This is a genomic window from Neorhizobium sp. T6_25 (genome assembly GCF_002968555.1).
Lineage (GTDB): Bacteria > Pseudomonadota > Alphaproteobacteria > Rhizobiales > Rhizobiaceae > Neorhizobium.
Window position 1 is genome coordinate 1 of record NZ_PVBL01000002.1, and the last position, 16,007, is coordinate 16,007.

At 60.8% G+C, this 16,007-nt stretch carries 13 protein-coding genes; 8 read left to right on the plus strand and 5 right to left on the minus strand.

What is annotated here, in order from left to right:
- The 3 genes from C5L10_RS02220 to C5L10_RS02230 form a co-directional block, all read left to right on the plus strand.
- The coding region (locus C5L10_RS02220; protein WP_105428668.1) for a type I secretion system permease/ATPase at positions 1-2,122 on the plus strand (2,122 nt) is incomplete at its 5' end.
- 38 nt (positions 2,123-2,160) lie between these two features.
- On the plus strand, positions 2,161-3,411 hold the full coding sequence (locus tag C5L10_RS02225) for an HlyD family type I secretion periplasmic adaptor subunit (protein WP_046666530.1): 1,251 nt from the start codon (positions 2,161-2,163) through the stop codon (positions 3,409-3,411).
- 30 nt (positions 3,412-3,441) lie between these two features.
- The gene (locus C5L10_RS02230) at positions 3,442-4,071 is read left to right on the plus strand and encodes a ribbon-helix-helix domain-containing protein (RefSeq protein WP_233954151.1); all 630 of its coding nucleotides are present in this window, start codon (positions 3,442-3,444) and stop codon (positions 4,069-4,071) included.
- Positions 4,072-4,112: 41 nt separating this feature from the next.
- Here C5L10_RS02230 and C5L10_RS02235 read toward each other — a convergent pair whose 3' ends face one another.
- Complete coding sequence (locus C5L10_RS02235) at positions 4,113-4,964, minus strand: transglutaminase-like cysteine peptidase (protein ID WP_245447905.1); 852 nt, start codon at positions 4,962-4,964, stop codon at positions 4,113-4,115.
- A gap of 388 nt (positions 4,965-5,352) precedes the next feature.
- Here C5L10_RS02235 and C5L10_RS02240 point away from each other — a divergent pair, with 388 nt between their 5' ends.
- The 3 genes from C5L10_RS02240 to C5L10_RS02255 all read left to right on the plus strand — a co-directional run bounded on the left by C5L10_RS02240 (position 5,353) and on the right by C5L10_RS02255 (position 9,622).
- Complete coding sequence (locus C5L10_RS02240; RefSeq protein ID WP_172716886.1) at positions 5,353-6,507, plus strand: ABC transporter substrate-binding protein; 1,155 nt, start codon at positions 5,353-5,355, stop codon at positions 6,505-6,507.
- Between the two features lie 277 nt (positions 6,508-6,784).
- Positions 6,785-7,846 (plus strand): aldo/keto reductase, encoded by a 1,062-nt coding sequence (locus C5L10_RS02250; RefSeq protein WP_105428375.1) that lies wholly within the window; start codon positions 6,785-6,787, stop codon positions 7,844-7,846.
- Positions 7,847-8,011: 165 nt separating this feature from the next.
- Complete coding sequence (locus tag C5L10_RS02255) at positions 8,012-9,622, plus strand: GMC oxidoreductase (protein WP_105428670.1); 1,611 nt, start codon at positions 8,012-8,014, stop codon at positions 9,620-9,622.
- Here the strand turns inward: C5L10_RS02255 and C5L10_RS02260 are convergent.
- From C5L10_RS02260 to C5L10_RS02270, 3 genes are all read right to left on the minus strand, one after another.
- Entirely contained in the window at positions 9,612-10,871 is a 1,260-nt protein-coding gene (locus tag C5L10_RS02260; protein ID WP_105428376.1) for an O-antigen ligase, read from the minus strand. The two genes, C5L10_RS02255 and C5L10_RS02260, sit on opposite strands and share 11 nt — an antisense overlap.
- Positions 10,872-10,878: 7 nt before the next feature.
- On the minus strand, positions 10,879-12,135 hold the full coding sequence (locus C5L10_RS02265) for a polysaccharide biosynthesis/export family protein (RefSeq protein WP_105428377.1): 1,257 nt from the start codon (positions 12,133-12,135) through the stop codon (positions 10,879-10,881).
- A 102-nt stretch (positions 12,136-12,237) separates the two neighbouring features.
- On the minus strand, positions 12,238-12,918 hold the full coding sequence (locus tag C5L10_RS02270) for a sugar transferase (protein WP_046634162.1): 681 nt from the start codon (positions 12,916-12,918) through the stop codon (positions 12,238-12,240).
- Between the two features lie 726 nt (positions 12,919-13,644).
- Between C5L10_RS02270 and C5L10_RS34820 the strand changes: the two genes are divergently transcribed.
- Together C5L10_RS34820 and C5L10_RS02280 are read left to right on the plus strand one after the other, a co-directional pair.
- Positions 13,645-13,941, plus strand: a complete 297-nt coding sequence (locus C5L10_RS34820; protein WP_046666373.1) for an exopolysaccharide production repressor protein — start codon at positions 13,645-13,647, stop codon at positions 13,939-13,941.
- Between the two features lie 87 nt (positions 13,942-14,028).
- Positions 14,029-15,033 carry a glycosyltransferase family 2 protein gene (locus C5L10_RS02280; RefSeq protein ID WP_105428378.1) on the plus strand — a complete coding sequence of 335 codons (1,005 nt, stop codon included), beginning with the start codon at positions 14,029-14,031 and terminating at the stop codon, positions 15,031-15,033.
- On the opposite strand, the gene C5L10_RS02285 is transcribed toward C5L10_RS02280, so the two are convergent.
- Positions 15,024-15,968 (minus strand): polysaccharide pyruvyl transferase family protein, encoded by a 945-nt coding sequence (locus C5L10_RS02285; protein WP_105428379.1) that lies wholly within the window; start codon positions 15,966-15,968, stop codon positions 15,024-15,026. The two genes, C5L10_RS02280 and C5L10_RS02285, sit on opposite strands and share 10 nt — an antisense overlap.
- Positions 15,969-16,007 lie beyond the last annotated feature (39 nt).

The following is a 16,007-nucleotide window of genomic DNA, read 5'->3' on the forward strand; positions in this document are numbered from 1 at the left end:
GCCGTTTCGGACATTTAAAACTGCATTCAGGTCTGTTGCGAGCTTTTACGGGCGCCCGACGTCAGACATCGTCCTGTTTTCCGGATTGCCGGATGAGATTTCCGAATCTCTTGAACTGGACGATGTCGAGCATCTGGCGCAGCGCATCGGGCTGGAAGTCATCCGCCACGGCGAACGCGAATGTCGCGAGGGCAATTTCGATTGCCCCGCCATCATCGTCTTCGAGAACGGCGGCGTCCTGCCGCTGCTGGAGACCGATGTCGATGGAAACTACATCACGGATCTGGTTCCGGCCTCCGGAAATCCCGTCAAGCTGACGCGTCAGGAACTCGTGGCGCTGAAGCCGAGCTTCGGTTTTGCCTTCACGCTCTATTATCAGAACGCGTCCGACACTGCCTCGGTCGGCATGGCCGGAGAAATCGAGCGCCGGCACTGGTTGCTGCGGGCGCTGGTTCCCTATTGGCGCACCTATATGCGCGTCATCATGGCCGCGCTGTTCATCAACCTGATTGCGCTCGGCTCGCCGCTGTTTACGATGAACGTCTATGACCGCGTGCTTCCCAACAAGGCGTTTCCGACGCTCTGGGTGCTCGCCATCGGCATCACGCTTGCCTACACGTTCGATTTCCTCCTGAAGACCGCCCGCGCAGCACTCATCGATCATGCCGGGCGAAACGCGGATCTGCGTCTTTCCCAGATGATCTTCGACAAGGTGCTGAATTCGACGCTGGCGTCGCGTCCGCTATCGACGGGCGAATATGCCAACCGTGTCACGCAGTACGAATTCGTTCGTGAGTTCTTCACCTCCAACACGGTCGGCCTGCTGATCGACACGGCGTTCGTGTTCATCTTCCTGATCGTGATCTACATGCTTTCAGGCTGGCTTGTGGTGATCCCGGCCGTGGCCCTGGTGCTGTCCGTGCTGATCGGCCTGCATGCCCAAGCCAAGATCGGCCACCGCATGGCGGCCGCCACCAACGAAGCATCGCGTCGTCAGGCGCTGCTGGTCGAGACGATTTCGACCATCGAGACGGTGAAGAGCCTCCGCGCCGAAGCGGGCATGCTGCGTCGCTGGCAGGAGCTGATGAAGCTCTCGAGCCGCACCAGCGAGGAAATCAAGCATGTCTCCTCGAATGCCGTAAATCTCACCAATCTCGTCCAGCAGATGGTCAGCGTTCTGATCGTGATTGCCGGCACTTACGAGTTTTCCGAAGGCCATCTGGCAATGGGCGCGATCATCGCGACCGTCATGCTGGCAGGCCGCGCGGGCGCTCCGCTCGGCCAGATCGCGATGGCACTTGCCCGTTTCCGGCAGGCGATGACGTCGCTCAAGATCCTCGACAAGATCATGGAGCAGCCGGAGGACCGTCCCTCCACGGTGGGTTTCGTGAACCGGGAGATCAAGCGGGGCGGCTTCAGCTTCCAGAACGTCTCCTTTCAGTATCCGGGATCTGACTACAAGGTCATCAATCAGCTTTCGCTGACCGTCGCTCCTGGCGAGCGGGTCGGGATCATCGGCCGCATCGGCTCGGGCAAGACGACGCTCGGCCGCCTGCTCGACGGCCTCTTCCTGCCGTCCGATGGCCGCCTGCTGATCGACGGCGTCGATATCCGCCAGTATCACATGTCGGAAGTCCGCTCGGCGGTCGCGGTGGCCGGGCAATCTTCCGATCTGTTCTCGGGGACGGTGAAGGAAAACCTGCTGATCGGCCGCGCCGATGCGACGGACGAGGAATTGCTGCATGTGTCGCGCATGACCGGCGTCGACGAGTTCGTTTCCAACCACCCGCGCGGTTTTGATATGCCGGTCGGCGAACGCGGCAGCAACCTCTCCAGCGGCCAGAAACAGGCTCTGGCAATTGCCCGCCTGCTCTTGACCAAGCCCAAGATCGTTTTCCTCGACGAGCCGTCGGGCGCCATGGACCTGGCAAGCGAGCGCCATCTCCTCGCCAAGCTCTCGACCGCATTCAGCCGCGAGACGACGCTGCTGATCGCCACGCACCGCTTCAGCATGCTGGAACTATGCGACCGGCTGGTGGTGATCGACAAGGGCCGCATCGTTGCCGACGGGCCGAAGGCGGCCGTGCTCGAGGCGATGCAGCGCAAGGGAGCAAAGCCGTGAGCAGAGGCGTTCACGACAATCCCCCGTTCTTCGCCCGCATGCTGGTCGGCCTGGTGGCGGCCTGCATGGCGACGTTCCTCGCCTGGGCAGCGCTTGCGGAGATCGACGAGATCGCCCGCGGCGAAGGCAAGGTCATTCCCGTTTCCAAGACGCAGATCATCCAGTCGTCCGAAGCCGGCGTGGTCCAGGACATAGCTGTTCAGGTCGGCCAGGTTGTCCGCAAGGGGGATTTGATCGTTCAGCTGAACAATACGACAACTGAATCTACGCTCGGTGAATCCGTTGCCAAGGCGAGGGCGCTCGGCGCCAAGATCGCGCGCCTGCAGATGGAAGAAAAAGGCGAATACGACCAGCCCTTCGTATGTCCGGCCGACGTCCTGGCGGTCGCCAAGAACGTCTGCGACAACGAAAATCGGCTGTTCCAGGCCAACAAGGCCAGTTACAAGAACAAGTTCGATGTGCTTCAGGAGCGCATGAAGCAGCGGCAGAACGAACTCAGCGAAGCCAATGCCAACATCGACCGGCTTGAACAGAATATCGCCGCCTCGACGCGGCAGCGCGACCTTTACGGACCGCTGGCCAAAAAGGGATTGGTGGCGCAGACACAGCTTCTGACGATCGAAAGCCAGCTTACGGACCAGCAAGGTCAGCTCAAGGTCTATCAGGAAAGTCTGATACGCCTTCGTGGTGCCATCGAAGAAGCAAAGCTCCAGGTTGGGGAAATTTCGCTGGCTATCCGCCAGCAGGCCCTGACGGACAAGGCGCAGGCCCTCGCGGAGCTCTCCGTCATCGATGAAACGATCCGCGGTGCTTCGGACCGCGTCAAGCGCACCGATATTCGCTCGCCGGTCGATGGCATCGTCAATACCCTGGAAGTCAATACGATCGGCGCCTATGTGGATCCGGGCCGTGTGGTTGCCGGCATCGTTCCGACGGCCGACACGCTGCTGATCGAAGCCCGCATATCACCGCGCGATGTCGCATTCGTCCGCCGCGGGCAGCCGGCCATCGTCAAGATCACGGCCTATGATTTCGCGATCTTCGGCGGGCTCGACGGCGAAGTGACCAACGTTTCCGCCGACAGTATCGTCGAGAAGGAAAAGGGCGAGACCTACTACCTCGTCCAGGTCAAGACCAACAAGTCCGAGCTGGAACGCAACGGCAAGCTCTATCCGATCATTCCTGGCATGATTGCGTCCGCCGAAATCATGACGGGCCGCAAGACAGTCCTCAGCTATCTCATGAAGCCTATCAATCGGGCGCGTTCCGATGCGCTTACCGAACGGTAGAGCCCTCCAATGAAATCAGGTGCGCTTTCAATGTCCGGCATCGAACCTGCGGGCGATCCGCTGCCGATCATCGACAAGGAAGAAGTCGAGCCGCGTTTTCGCGCGGTCGTGGCGCGCAATGGCGAGCGCCGCGGTATCAGGCTCGAGAAGATCTATTGGGAAGGCCTCAGCCGCATGTCGGCGGCAGGCAAGATAACCACCGGCGATCTGGTTCAGTACACCGCAGCCCAGATGCCGGAGGGGGGCAATCTTACCTCGCTGCTGCGCGTCCTCAGCCTCAAATGGGCGCTTGGGCGGCTGGCGACGGTCGAGGAGGTCTCGTCGCTCGAAAATCTCGGTGCGCTGGTTCAGGCGTCGCCGTCCCCGACGGTGGTGTTGACCCGTGAAAAGCGGCTGCAGTTCTTCAACGAACCGTTTCTTGTGATGCTGCGGCAGCGGTTGGTGGGGGAAGATACGTCGCAGCTGATGAAGACCCTGAAGTTCTCGATCGACACGCAGATCGAAGACGCAATGGATACGCTGCAGATGAATCGCGGCAAGACCTTGAATACCGGCTTCACGATTTCCTGCGCCAGACAGGTCATCAAGGGGCAGATCAATCTGGCCCTTGCCCCGGCACACGAGAAGCCGATGCTGATCGGCTATATTTCCCGTTATTGACAATCCAGGGCCGGAGCGCATCGCATCCCGGCCCATAAAGCTTAGAAGTTTACACCTTCGCCTGGCGCAATCTTTTCCAGCGGCGTTGCCATCGCGACCTTCTGGTCCTTGCGGCGGGAGCCGTGCAGGAAACCCTTGCCGCCCTTGATCGAATAAAGCGGCATGTAGTCGGGAAGCTGCGTATCCAGGAGAACCTGGTTGCGCATGTTGTCGAGGATGAAGAACTTGCCGCCGGCTTCGACCGAAAGAACGGCGTGGTAGAAGTGCCGCTTCTGGTCGAACAGGACGACAATCGACATCTGGTCGGGGTCGATGCCTTCCGCGCGAAGTGCCGCCATTTTGAGAATCGCAAAATCTTCGCAGTCGCCCTGCTGCTGGCTCAGCGTTTCCCGGGGCGTGCTCCAACGGTCGGTAACCTTGTAGGCGTCCTGGTCGGTGCGGTAGCGGATGGACTGGTTCACCGCGGCATTGACGGCGTTGAGTTTGTCGCGGATCGACGATTGCGACGTGTTCAGGCCGACGAGCTGGATGGCGGCGAAGGCCGGGCTGCAGGCCTTGCCGTTGCATTTCACCGCGGTGCCGCTTTCCATTTCTTCGAGAGCGGGCGCAAGCTTCTTCAAGGCGGCAAGGCGCTTGAAGGGGATTGCGACCGTATCGAACACGGCGCCGTTGGGCGCTATCGGCTCTACGCGCTTGGATGGAGACAGGTCGGCCGGCTTGATCGCGACCTCGATTACGATCGCAGGTCTTGCCGCGGGCAGAGCGATCGTCGAGCCGAGCTGGCTGAATGTCTGAAATGCTGCGGCAACCTGTACGTTCCGGAACGCGAGCGAAGCCATGATGGAGAGCGGCGTCGGAAGATATTCCAGGATATGAGTTCCGATAACCGCCACGCCGGCTCCAGTATTGGTCGGAAACTGTTGGTTTGCGATTGTAGCAGAGACTGCTGCGGAAGCAATGAATGGTAACGTGAGAGCTGTAGCGATTGCGACTTTCAGAGTATTCTTCTTATTCGCCATTTTTTATCTCCCTTGATAGAGAGATGCTAACAAACGCTGCTGAATTTCTGGTTTTTGAAGATAGATAATCTATAAATAAGTTATTTGAGATAAAACGTATAAAATTTTATATTTCCGCGTGGGTGCTTGTTAATGATTTTTGTCTGGGATAGCATGGCGTTGCCACAACCAAGAAGGCCGCAGAGTGGTCCAGGAAATGCCCCACGGACGTTCGTTTTTTTACCCTTCAGATCTCGCCGACGTTACTCATAAGGCCTTCCGGATGACGACGCGCCTGCGTCCGATACGCATGTCGCTGCTGGGTTTGTTGGCCGTCGCCATCCTGTCCGGATGCGAGTCCTCGTCGGTTGCCGACAAGGTTCTCGACGACAAGGCGCTGAAGCCGCCGCCATCCGTAGTTGAGGAAACATTCGGGCGCGGCTCGACGGAAGTCACCGTGCTTCTCACCAAAGCGCCGAACGGCATCTATGAGGGCGCTGCGCGCGACATACGTGACGGTGCGGCACTCGCCATCGGCGAACTTGACGATGCCGGCGTCATGAAGATCAAGGTGATCGACGTGGCGGAGGGGCCGGCTGCCGTGGCTCCGGCGCTCGCCGCTGCCAGGGCGCGTAATTCCGGTCTGCTGATCAGCTATGCGCCGCAGGCGACGACGGCGGCGATTGCCGCCATTCCGGCCGACCAGCGACCGCCGCTGATCAATCTTTCAAGCCCCGTGGCCGGCGCGAACGTCTTCAATTTCGGGTTCGACGAGGTGGCGAGTGTTGCCCGGGGCGTGCGCCCGGTCATCACCTCCGGCCATAAGAGAATTGTCGTCCTGGCGCCCAACGGCATAGCCGGTGTCGACGAGGAGCGCCTGAGATCCGCCGTCGGCCAGGCCGGCGGCGCGCTGATCGGCGTAGTCCGTTATGATCCCGCCGCGCCGCTTGGCGACCTGCTTACCCGCAACAAGGCCCTGTTCGATGATGCGGGTGCCCTGGTGTTGATGGGAGACTCTGCGGCTGTCGGAACCATCCTCAAGGGTGTCAGGGCCTCTTTCGGCAAGCTGGCCGTGGTTGGAACCAGCCACTGGCCAACAGAGCTTTATGCCGATCCGGCTGCCGCGAATGTCATTATCGCTGCGGCCGATCCGGACGCCTCACTGTTGATTGGCGAACGATATCGCCGCTTCAACAAGCGGTCGCTCTCGGTCTATGCCGCGGAGGGTTACGACAGTATCGCGGTCGCTGCCGGCATCGTCAGAGGCAAGGGTGCGACGGCGCTGACGCCGGAAGCGCTGACGACGAAGACGGGGTTTCGAGGCGTTACGGGCCTGTTCCGTTTCACGCCGAGCGGAATGGCGGAGCGCAAGATCGGCCTTTACAAGATCGACGGCGGCCGGCTGGTGGCCATCGAGCCGAAGGCGGTCAGCTTCTAAAAGAACGTACCGTCGCCAATAATGGAGATCGTGCTGTAGCCGGCAGGTGGCTTAACGGCGCGGCGCATCGATGGGGGTAGGGGCGTTAACCGGCTTTGATGCACCGGCATCGGCGCCAGATTTCGCCATTCGGGAGCAAATCCTCAATCTGCCGGTCGAGACGAAAAAGGAGTTCGGCTTCTCCTGTCTTTTGGCGAGCGGCGACCTTTCGGATGTGGGCTATTTCCCGGACACTGCCAACCGAATATTATCCAACGGATAGACCGGGAGACTTTACATGGTTGAGTATCGCTATCTGGGCCGCAGCGCCCTCAAGGTTTCGCCGCTGACACTGGGTGCCATGATGTTCGGCAACCAGACGCCGGACGACGTGGCCTTGCGCATCATCGACAAGGCGCGCGACCAGGGGATCAATTTTATCGATACCGCCGACGTCTACCACGACGGCAAGTCGGAGGAGGTCGTCGGGCGTGGCATCAAGGCTCATCGCGACGATTGGGTTGTGGCGACGAAGTTCGTCAATTTCCACAATAACAAACCCAACCAGGGCGGCCATTCGCGCAAATGGGTCTTCCAGACGGTCGAGAACTCGTTGCGCAATCTGGGCACCGATTATATCGACATCCTCTATTTCCACCGTTCCGTTTTCGATGCGCCCCTGGATGAGCCGATGCGGGCCATCGCCGATCTGATCAGGGCCGGCAAGTTGCGTTACTTCGGCGTTTCGAATTTCCGCGGCTGGCGTATCGCCGAGGTATCCCACCTCGCCGACCAGCTGGGAATCGACAGGCCGATCGCCAGCCAGCCGCTCTACAACATCGTCAACCGCACCGCGGAAGCCGAACAGTTGCCGGCCGCTGCCGCTTATGGTCTGGGTGTGGTTTCCTACAGCCCGCTCGCGCGCGGCATCCTCACCGGCAAGTACAATGTCGGGGAGGCGCCAGCTGCCGATACGCGCGCCGGCCGTGGTGACAAGCGCATGCACGACGTGGAGTTCCGCGAGGAATCGATCGCAATCGCCAAGCAGATCGCCGCGCATGCGCAAGCGAAGGGGATTGCGGCTGCGGATTTTGCCCTCGCCTGGGTGCTCAACAACCAGCTCGTCACATCGGCGATTGCCGGTCCGCGCACCGAGGAGCATTGGGACGGTTATGTCCGCGCGCTCGAGGTCAAGCTGGACGCAGAGGACGAGGCGCTGGTCGATCGTCTGGTCGTAACCGGCCATCCGTCGACACCGGGCTTCACCGATCCGGCTCACCCGGTCGAGGGCCGCGTTGCCCGTTCGACAGATGGATCGGCGCCGGTCGCTTCGCTCACGCGCTCGCAACGCGTCGCCTAGCCGATGCGGATGATCAGGAGCCTGGGTTTGGGCGCTCCATAGCTCAAGGAATAGCGCTCGATATCGGAAGCCGGGAATTCCCCGAGCCTCATCCGTATGGGCGGTTCCATTTCCGGGTGCGTGCTCTATGTGCTGATAAACCGGGGTTCTCTCTCAAAGGCATACATGACTTCAGCAGATACTGAGACGGAAACGACGGATGTCTGCATCGTCGGCGCAGGCCCCGTCGGGTTGGCACTCGCTCTGAAGCTGGAAAAACTCGGGCTCACTGTAACCTTGCTTGAAATGGGTGGGGGCGGAGCGGCGGAAGACGCGGGTGCCGGCGATATCGAATTCACCAACGGCCACCATGCCCCTTCGATGGCGATGTCCCGTCCGGGCATCGGTGGTGCGTCGGCGCTCTGGGGCGGCCGGTGCGTCGCTTTCGACGAGCTGGATTTCGAGGCGCGCGATCATGTGCCGTTTTCCGGTTGGCCAATTTCGCACGAGGAGCTTCGCCGCCACTATCCGGAGGCGCTGACATTCCTCAACTGCAATGCCGGCGAACCTCCCTTCGAGTCGGTTGGCGTCTCGGATGGTAGGATCGATACGAACGCCTTGGAGCGCTGGAGCCGGTCTCCGGATCTCGGGCCGATTTACGGGGAGAGGCTCAAAGCTTCCACGCATATTCGTCTCGTGAATGCGACCGTCGCCGGCATCACGCTTGATGCGTCCGGCACGCGTGTCGAAAGTCTCACGGCCCACAGCACCGGGCAGGAAAGCCAGATCACGGCAAGAACCTTCGTCCTCGCCGGAGGAGGGCTGGAAAATGCGCGCCTGCTGCTCGCCCTGCGGGAGAGACGGCCGAAGGCACTGGGCGGTTCCGACGGTCCGCTTGGCCGCTTCTACCAGGGGCACCTCACCGGCTACATTGCCGTGCTGCAATTCGACAAGCCCCGGCTCGCGCACCACTTCGCCTTCAATATCGACGACGAAAACTATGTCTTCCGTCGCAGGCTGCAGATCACGCCGGCGATCCAGGCGGAGGAAAAGCTGCTCAACTGCGTCTTCTGGATCGACGCGATTTCGGTTGCCGATCCCGTGCATGGCTCGGGTGCACTGTCGCTCATCTATCTGTTCCTGAAGATATTCGGTCTCTATCGCCGCCTCTCGAACGGCTTGGCGCCGACAGCCAGGGGGCCGGAGAATATCGACCGCCGACAGCATTGGCGAAATATCCGCACCGATCGCCGGACGGCATCCGATCTGTTCGGATCGGTTCTCAACATGCTGGAGCGACGCATCGAACCGTGGCGCACACTCATCAATCCAAAAGGCCGCTATTTGCTTCGCTACCATGCCGAACAGGTGCCCAATCCGGAGAGCCGGGTGCACCTGCGATCTCAAAGCGCAGCGGGCACCCAGGCTGGTCTTGTCGTCGACTATCGAGTGACCGAACAGGACTTGAGTTCGGTTCTTAAATCGCACGAAATCCTCGATACGTGGCTACGCCGAACCGGGCTCGGGAGACTGGAATATCTGCATGACCCTCACCAGCGGCGGCAGGCCGTGCTGAGCCAGGCATTCGACGGTTATCACCAGATTGGCCTCAGCCGCATGTCCGGCAACCCTGAAGACGGCGTGAGCGATGCAGATTGCCGCGTCCATGGCATCGGCAATCTTTATCTTGCAGGCAGCGGCCTTTTCCCGACGGGAGGTCATGCCAACCCGACATTGCCGGCCGTGGCGCTGGCGCTCCGGCTCGCCGAACACCTTTTCGAAAAGCTCAGGCGATAATGGTCCGCCGGGGACTGGAGGGGTAGGTCAATGCGGCGGACTTCTGGCGCAGGGTCAGCCTGCCGGCGGCATAGAACATCAGGAACGAGCCGATCTGGTAGGGGAAGAGCACGTCGACCTCCACGAAGGCCCGAATTAGCAACAGAACGCTCAACGCACATAACAGCGTCGATCCGGAATCGCGGTTGCGGCTGAGCATCGCGCTCAGATGGCCGAAGACGTTTGTCAGCATGATCATGCAGAGCAGGGCGAGTCCCACGAGGCCGGTCTCGACGGCGACCTCGATGAACGTGTTGTGGAAATGGAACCCGCTGCGGGCGGTGATGAAGAAGTCGTCCCACAGTCTTTCGGCATCGGCGAAGCCAGGAACCCAGTAACCCTGATAACCGGTGCCCAGAATCGGGTTTTCGCGTATTGCCTCGATCCCCTGCTGCCAGAGATAGGTCCGTCCCGTCAGCGTCGAATCCTTGCCGAATATGCCGAGGACCGCGTCGATGGCGCCGATCTGGAGCGCCCCTACTATCGCGACCACTCCAATCACCACCAGTCCAGCGACCAGCAGCTTGCGGTGATTGGGGGAAAGATGGGCGACCGGCATGTAACCGACGCAAAGCGCCAGAACGCCGGCGGTGGTGATGGCAGAGGTCGCCGATTGAGAGGCGAGAAGGCAATAGGCACTCAGGAGGCCGACGCCGCCCGAGGCGATCAACCAGAGGCCCCTCTGCCGCCAGATGAGCAGATAGGATGCTGCGAAGAAAAGACCGAGCGAGGCGTAGAAGCCGAGCTGGTTCTTCGAGGAGAAGGCGCCGACGAAACTGTAGCTGCCGTCGATCGCGTCGTAGAGGTAGGTTCCGAACAGCATGGAAAACAGGAGTACGATCGCCGTGCCCACGATCGCGCCGCGGGTCAATGTCAGCACGCTGATCGTGCGCATGGCGATCAGCGCGCAGACCACATGGGTCAGGTATTGTATCGCGGTGCGCAGCGAGATGCCGAAGGCGGGCGACCAGAAGGCGGAAATGAAGCAGAACAGCGCAAACCCGAATATCCAGAGATATTTGAGGTAGTTACCGAGAGCCCGCCGATAGTCGGCGAGCAGCAGCAGGAACCAGACGCCGTAATAAGCGAGGATCGAAATCTGCCCGAACCGGCTCGAATAGGCGAACACGAAGAAGGACAGCGCGACCGCAGCCACGCCGTAGACTTCATTGCGAGCCGGATCGATCAGCGCAGATTTGGCAATCCTCATGCGATCCTCATTGCATCAGGAGCTCGGCGGTGACCTTGACGACGTCGCCGGGCATAAGCTTGTCGTTTTCGCCGACGACCACCTCTTTCGGCCCCTGACCTTCGTCCCGCACCACGGTGTATTTGATGGTGGCAGACTTGCCCGAAGGGTCGAATTTCAGCGCCTCGGCCGACTGAGCCACGGCTTCCGACATCAGCTCGCGGCTGGTGCCGAGCTGCAGGCCAAGCTTTTCAAGCTCGGCATCGGTGTTCTGCAGTTCCTGGGCGCGCTGGGCCTCCCAATCGTTGCGCAGGTTGATCTCGTCCTGGTTCGCCTTGTTGATATCCTGCTTGGCGCGAAGGGTGGAGGTGTCGATATCGAGGAGGTTGCCTTCGATGGTCGCGGCTCTTTCCTCGGCGGTGATGCGGCGGCTGGATGTCGCAAGCCCCTGTTCGGTCAGCTTCGCCATCTTTTCGCGATCCTCGCTGACGAGCTGCAGCTGCCGCTTCTGGGTCTCGGTCTTCTGGCTGAGCGACTGGACCTCGTTTTCGAGCAGCGTGCGCAGGTCGCTGAGCGCCTTCAGCTGAAGTTCGTAACGTTCGCGCCGCGATTTCATCAGCGAGGCTTCGCTGGCGATCAGTTTTTCGGCGTTGGCGACGTCCTTGAGTTCCGGGGGAACTTTCAGGTCGGTAGCGCCGGCGACTTCCGCCAGCAGCCGGGCCCGGCGGGCGAGAAGCCGGCCGCGTTCGGAATCATAGACGGAGGCGTCGCCGCGGGCATTGATGAAATCGCGGGCGAAGCGCTGGCCCGAATCGGACCGGAGAAGGCCGCCGGCGAGGCTGATGGCCTTCAGCACGGTGAGATTGGGCGTATAGGGATATTCGCCGGGCGTATGCACGTCGCCGGCCAGGAACACCGGCCGGAACTGGGCGATTTCCACTGAAGCCGACGGCAAGTTGCGCAACGCGAATTTACCGCGCAACTCCTCGCCGATGGTTTTGGCCACCTCGCCCGCCGTCTTGCCGGCCGCCGGGAGGTCACCGATGAAGGGAAGCGAGAGCGAGCCCGTCGGCCCGATGGTATAGTCGCCGCTCACCGCATCCCAGTTGCGGATCGTGCCGTCGGCCGGCTGCCACTCCGCGACGCGGACGCGCAGCTTGTCCATCACGCCGAGGCGATAGCCGGCCTCATCCGCAGTCGCGCTACCGGCCAGAGCGACTGTGATCGCACCGGCCAGAAAACATAAAGCACGCAGGCCCCTCGCGGAGGCGGTTTGTGTCTGCATGGATTTTTCCTTCAAAAGGCGCGGCACCAGGTCCGCGCTCGAAGCCCGCCAAAATCGCCGATCCCGTCAAGGGGCCGACGCCTCAGCAGAGGGAATGGATGATCAGTAACTGCCGCGCGCCATGCAGACGGCGGGGATCGTTTTCACGATGATGGCGACATCACCGATGAGCGACCAGTTCTGGACGTATTGGGTATCGAACGCGATACGGGTGTCATAGGAAACGTCATTGCGGCCGCTGATCTGCCAAAGCCCGGTGAGGCCCGGGCGCGTGCTCAGGTAGTAGGCTGCAAAGCTGTCGTAGAGGTTCAGTTCCTCGTCGACCACAGGGCGAGGGCCGACAACGCTCATCTCTCCCCGCAGAATGTTGAGAAGCTGCGGAAGCTCGTCGAGGCTGAGCTTGCGCAGCACGGTGCCGACAACCGTCACGCGGGGGTCGACCTTGAGTTTGCGCGTCGCTCGCCATTCCTCCGCGGCTTGCGGGTTGGCTTTCAGGTGGTTTCGCAGGACTTCGTCGCCATTTACGGCCATCGTGCGGAACTTGAGGCATTTGAAGATGCGGCCGTTATGGCCGATCCGAGGATGGCCATAGAGAATAGGGCCATGGTCGGTAAACTTCACCAACGCCGCGATCATCAGGAAGATGGGACTGAACAGGATGAGGGCTAGGGCGGCGGCGGTGATATCGAAACTGCGTTTTGCCAAGCCCCCAGTTGGGAGAGTCATGCGGGCTTGGTCTGACGTTGAGAACGGCGAACCTGCCGAACGTGTCGCTGACTTCATAGAGTGAACTCCACTTATGTTTTGCGATAGTCGGTGCCATTACGGCGCGTCATTGAGCGTTAATGTGATAATAAGTCTGTGGTCGCAATTTGATGAAGATCAAACTTTTTCGGGTACCGCCTCCCGCGAGCCCCCGGGGCTGATTCCCAACCCGCAATTGGGCGGGAACAACTTGAGAGATATACGCGGAGAGTACAGTCAATACTGTAGAAGGCATGTAAAATAGGCCATAGAGCCAATATTCGCATCTTTCTCCAACTTATCCAGGCGTCCTCTCCTGTCGCTTCCCTAGTCATAAATCCCGCAGCTTCTTGACGATGCGGACCAAAGTAGCTTGCGTCTCGGACCAAAGGCCCACTCCTGTTGCGTCGCAATACAATGCTGCATCGCAACAATGGTTCACCGGGTCCAGTGAGCTTTGTAACAAAAGTTGATCGGCTTGGACGCGAGTTCGGAAAGCCGAGAGCGGATTTCGTCCCGGGGCGGTCGAAACTCGGCAGAAATGTGGCAAAAGGGAGGCGAGGCGCTTGTGGCGCTGTGATGAAGGCCGATCCATTGCCTGCAGTATTTATCGGGAACCTCGTGGACCTTACGAAAGTTTCACCAATAGCTGGCACTATCGGGATCGGAAAACTTGAATCCTCTCCGCCAGACTCATATGGTTGTTTTATCGGGAGAGGAGCCTGAAAGCAGACAACGGAACATTTATGTTCGGGAGGAAGGATCATGTACGCGCCGCGCGTCTTTATCAGCATGACAGGGACTCTGCTCGTGTTCGCGGTGGCTGCGTACTTTATCACCGGGTCGCTCTATACGGCATTTATACAGACCCTGATCTGTGCCGTCCTGATCCAGGCGGGATATTTCGTCGCCATTCTCTATCTTGTTCGCCGTGAAAAGCAGTTGCGGGATGCAGGAGTAACTTCTGACGCCCCTGCGACGGCCAAGAGCTCAAAGGACGGCAGCCGGCGTGACGGGCTGCGTGCCGACCCCGCTCCGCACCTGCCGGCCGGCGATACGTGAACGAAATCGCGTTTTTTTCTGCCAGTTTCATACGAGGGCCATTTTCCTGAGCCCATAGTTGCGCCGCGATGCAACATGGAGTGAGCTATGGCGGAAAACGCTTCTCGGACGATCTGCGTCATCATCGCGGTCAAGAATGGCGCGGAAACGATTGGAATCGCGATCCAATCCGCCTTGAACGAGGCTCGTGTCAGCGAGGTGGTGGTGGTCGATGACGGCTCGACCGACAGCACCGCCGATGTCGCGCGCAAGGCCGACGACAAGTCCGGACGTCTGACCGTTGTTTCGTTCGAAAAGAATCGCGGCCCCTCAGCCGCCCGCAATCATGCGATTGCCATATCCACCGCGCCGCTGATCGGCATCCTCGATGCCGATGACTTCTTCTTCCCCGGCCGGTTCGCGCCGATGCTGGAGGAGGAGGGCTGGGACCTCATCGCCGACAATATCGCCTTCATCTACCAACCGAGCGAACCCGTCCGTCCGGAACGGTTCGAGACCCGGGCGCGGACCATGTCGCTCGTCGAATTCGTGGAAGGCAACATCTCCAAGCGCGGTGTCAAACGCGGCGAGACCGGTTTCCTGAAGCCGGTGATGAGCCGGGCGTTCCTCGATGCCCACGGCCTCCGCTACGACGAGAACATGCGTTTCGGCGAGGATTACGACTTCTACGCCCGGGCGCTCGCCAAGGGCGCGCGCTACAAGGTGATCGAGCATTGCGGCTACGGTGCCATCGTGCGCCAGGATTCGCTGAGCAGCCGGCATCACACCGACGACCTGCGCAAATTCTACGAGGCGGACGACGCGCTCCTTGCAGATCCGGCGCTTAGCGAAGAGGAAAGGGCGGTGATCGTCCAGCATCGCGACCATATGCGCGACCGCTACGAGCTGCGCGCCTTTCTCGACGTCAAGTCGCAGGCGGGCAACGGCGCGGCCATCCGGCACCTGCTCTCCCGCCCGCAGGTCCTGCCGGCGGTCGCGACAGGCATCTTCCTCGACAAGCTCGATCTCCTGCGCGCCAGGTCGTCCAAGCCGCAGGCGCTGCCGGCCGGCATGCGCTATCTCCTGCCCGGCATACCCGCCGTTCAGAAATAGTCGCGGCGTATCCCTTCCAGCATCGTGCGGAACCTCTCCTTGCGCTCGTCCAGAACCTCGACGGGGCTGAGCCGCGGTTCCGCGCGGCTTGCCTGCCAGAGCGCCAGCACCGACGGAGCTGCAAGCAACTGCTTCGCCATGCCGCGAAGGCCGGTCCGCGAGGGCGTCCGGGTAATGACCTCGCCGCTGTGCGGCTCCGGCGCCGCCTCCTCATGCGCGGGTTGCTGACCTTCGAAGCTGAAGCCCCAGAAGCGCGAGCGCTTGGCCACCGCTTCCGCGCGGGTGGAGACCGGCACGTAGCGAGGTTCGTAAACCGTCCCCACCGATGCGGCCCAGTCGTTCCACTTGAAATTGTTGATGGAACGGGAGCTGCTGACGGCCACCCACGGCACCCGGAAGGCATCCGCCAGGATCGCGCCGTGCATGGATTCGGCGATGATCAGCTCCGACTGGGCGATGTGGCGGATGACCGATTTGGCCTCGCCGCGCGGATCGAGATAGGTGAGGCCGACGGGCTCGCAGACGGCGTTCCACATGCCGAACTCCGCGGATTCCCAATGAGGAACGAAGGTCTTCTTGTGAATTTTCGGCAGGTTCTGGAATTCCGGCATGTCGGCGATCATCGCCGCCGGGTCGGTGATTGCCTTGTCGGGTGAAATGCCGAGTTTGGCGGCCGTCATCGGGCCGCGGACCGCCCGCACGTCCCATTCCGCCGCGTTTGCGACATCAGGCGGCGTGCCATAACCGTAGCCGCTGCCGATGACCAGTTTCTTCTGGCCTGCAGGCAGCAGGACCGGATTGAGGACAGTGCCGACGCCGACCAGCATTACCTCGGGGTGAACGTCCCGAAAACCGGGAAGCAGCGCATCCCAGAGCCAGAGATTGAGGTCGTCGCCGAAATTGCCGTGATGCGATTCCCAGTAGTACGCTTTCATGCGGGCCTCCGTGGGATGATGAAATTAAAAGGAAACACA

Coding starts and splice junctions, on each gene's coding strand:
- C5L10_RS02225 (WP_046666530.1), top strand. CDS start 2,161: ATGCTGGTCGGCCTGGTGGCGGCCTGCATGGCGACGTTCCTCGCCTGG.
- C5L10_RS02230 (WP_233954151.1), top strand. CDS start 3,442: ATGTCCGGCATCGAACCTGCGGGCGATCCGCTGCCGATCATCGACAAG.
- C5L10_RS02240 (WP_172716886.1), top strand. CDS start 5,353: ATGACGACGCGCCTGCGTCCGATACGCATGTCGCTGCTGGGTTTGTTG.
- C5L10_RS02250 (WP_105428375.1), top strand. CDS start 6,785: ATGGTTGAGTATCGCTATCTGGGCCGCAGCGCCCTCAAGGTTTCGCCG.
- C5L10_RS02255 (WP_105428670.1), top strand. CDS start 8,012: ATGACTTCAGCAGATACTGAGACGGAAACGACGGATGTCTGCATCGTC.
- C5L10_RS02260 (WP_105428376.1), bottom strand. CDS start 10,871: ATGAGGATTGCCAAATCTGCGCTGATCGATCCGGCTCGCAATGAAGTC.
- C5L10_RS02265 (WP_105428377.1), bottom strand. CDS start 12,135: ATGCAGACACAAACCGCCTCCGCGAGGGGCCTGCGTGCTTTATGTTTT.
- C5L10_RS02270 (WP_046634162.1), bottom strand. CDS start 12,918: ATGAAGTCAGCGACACGTTCGGCAGGTTCGCCGTTCTCAACGTCAGAC.
- C5L10_RS34820 (WP_046666373.1), top strand. CDS start 13,645: ATGTACGCGCCGCGCGTCTTTATCAGCATGACAGGGACTCTGCTCGTG.
- C5L10_RS02280 (WP_105428378.1), top strand. CDS start 14,029: ATGGCGGAAAACGCTTCTCGGACGATCTGCGTCATCATCGCGGTCAAG.
- C5L10_RS02285 (WP_105428379.1), bottom strand. CDS start 15,968: ATGAAAGCGTACTACTGGGAATCGCATCACGGCAATTTCGGCGACGAC.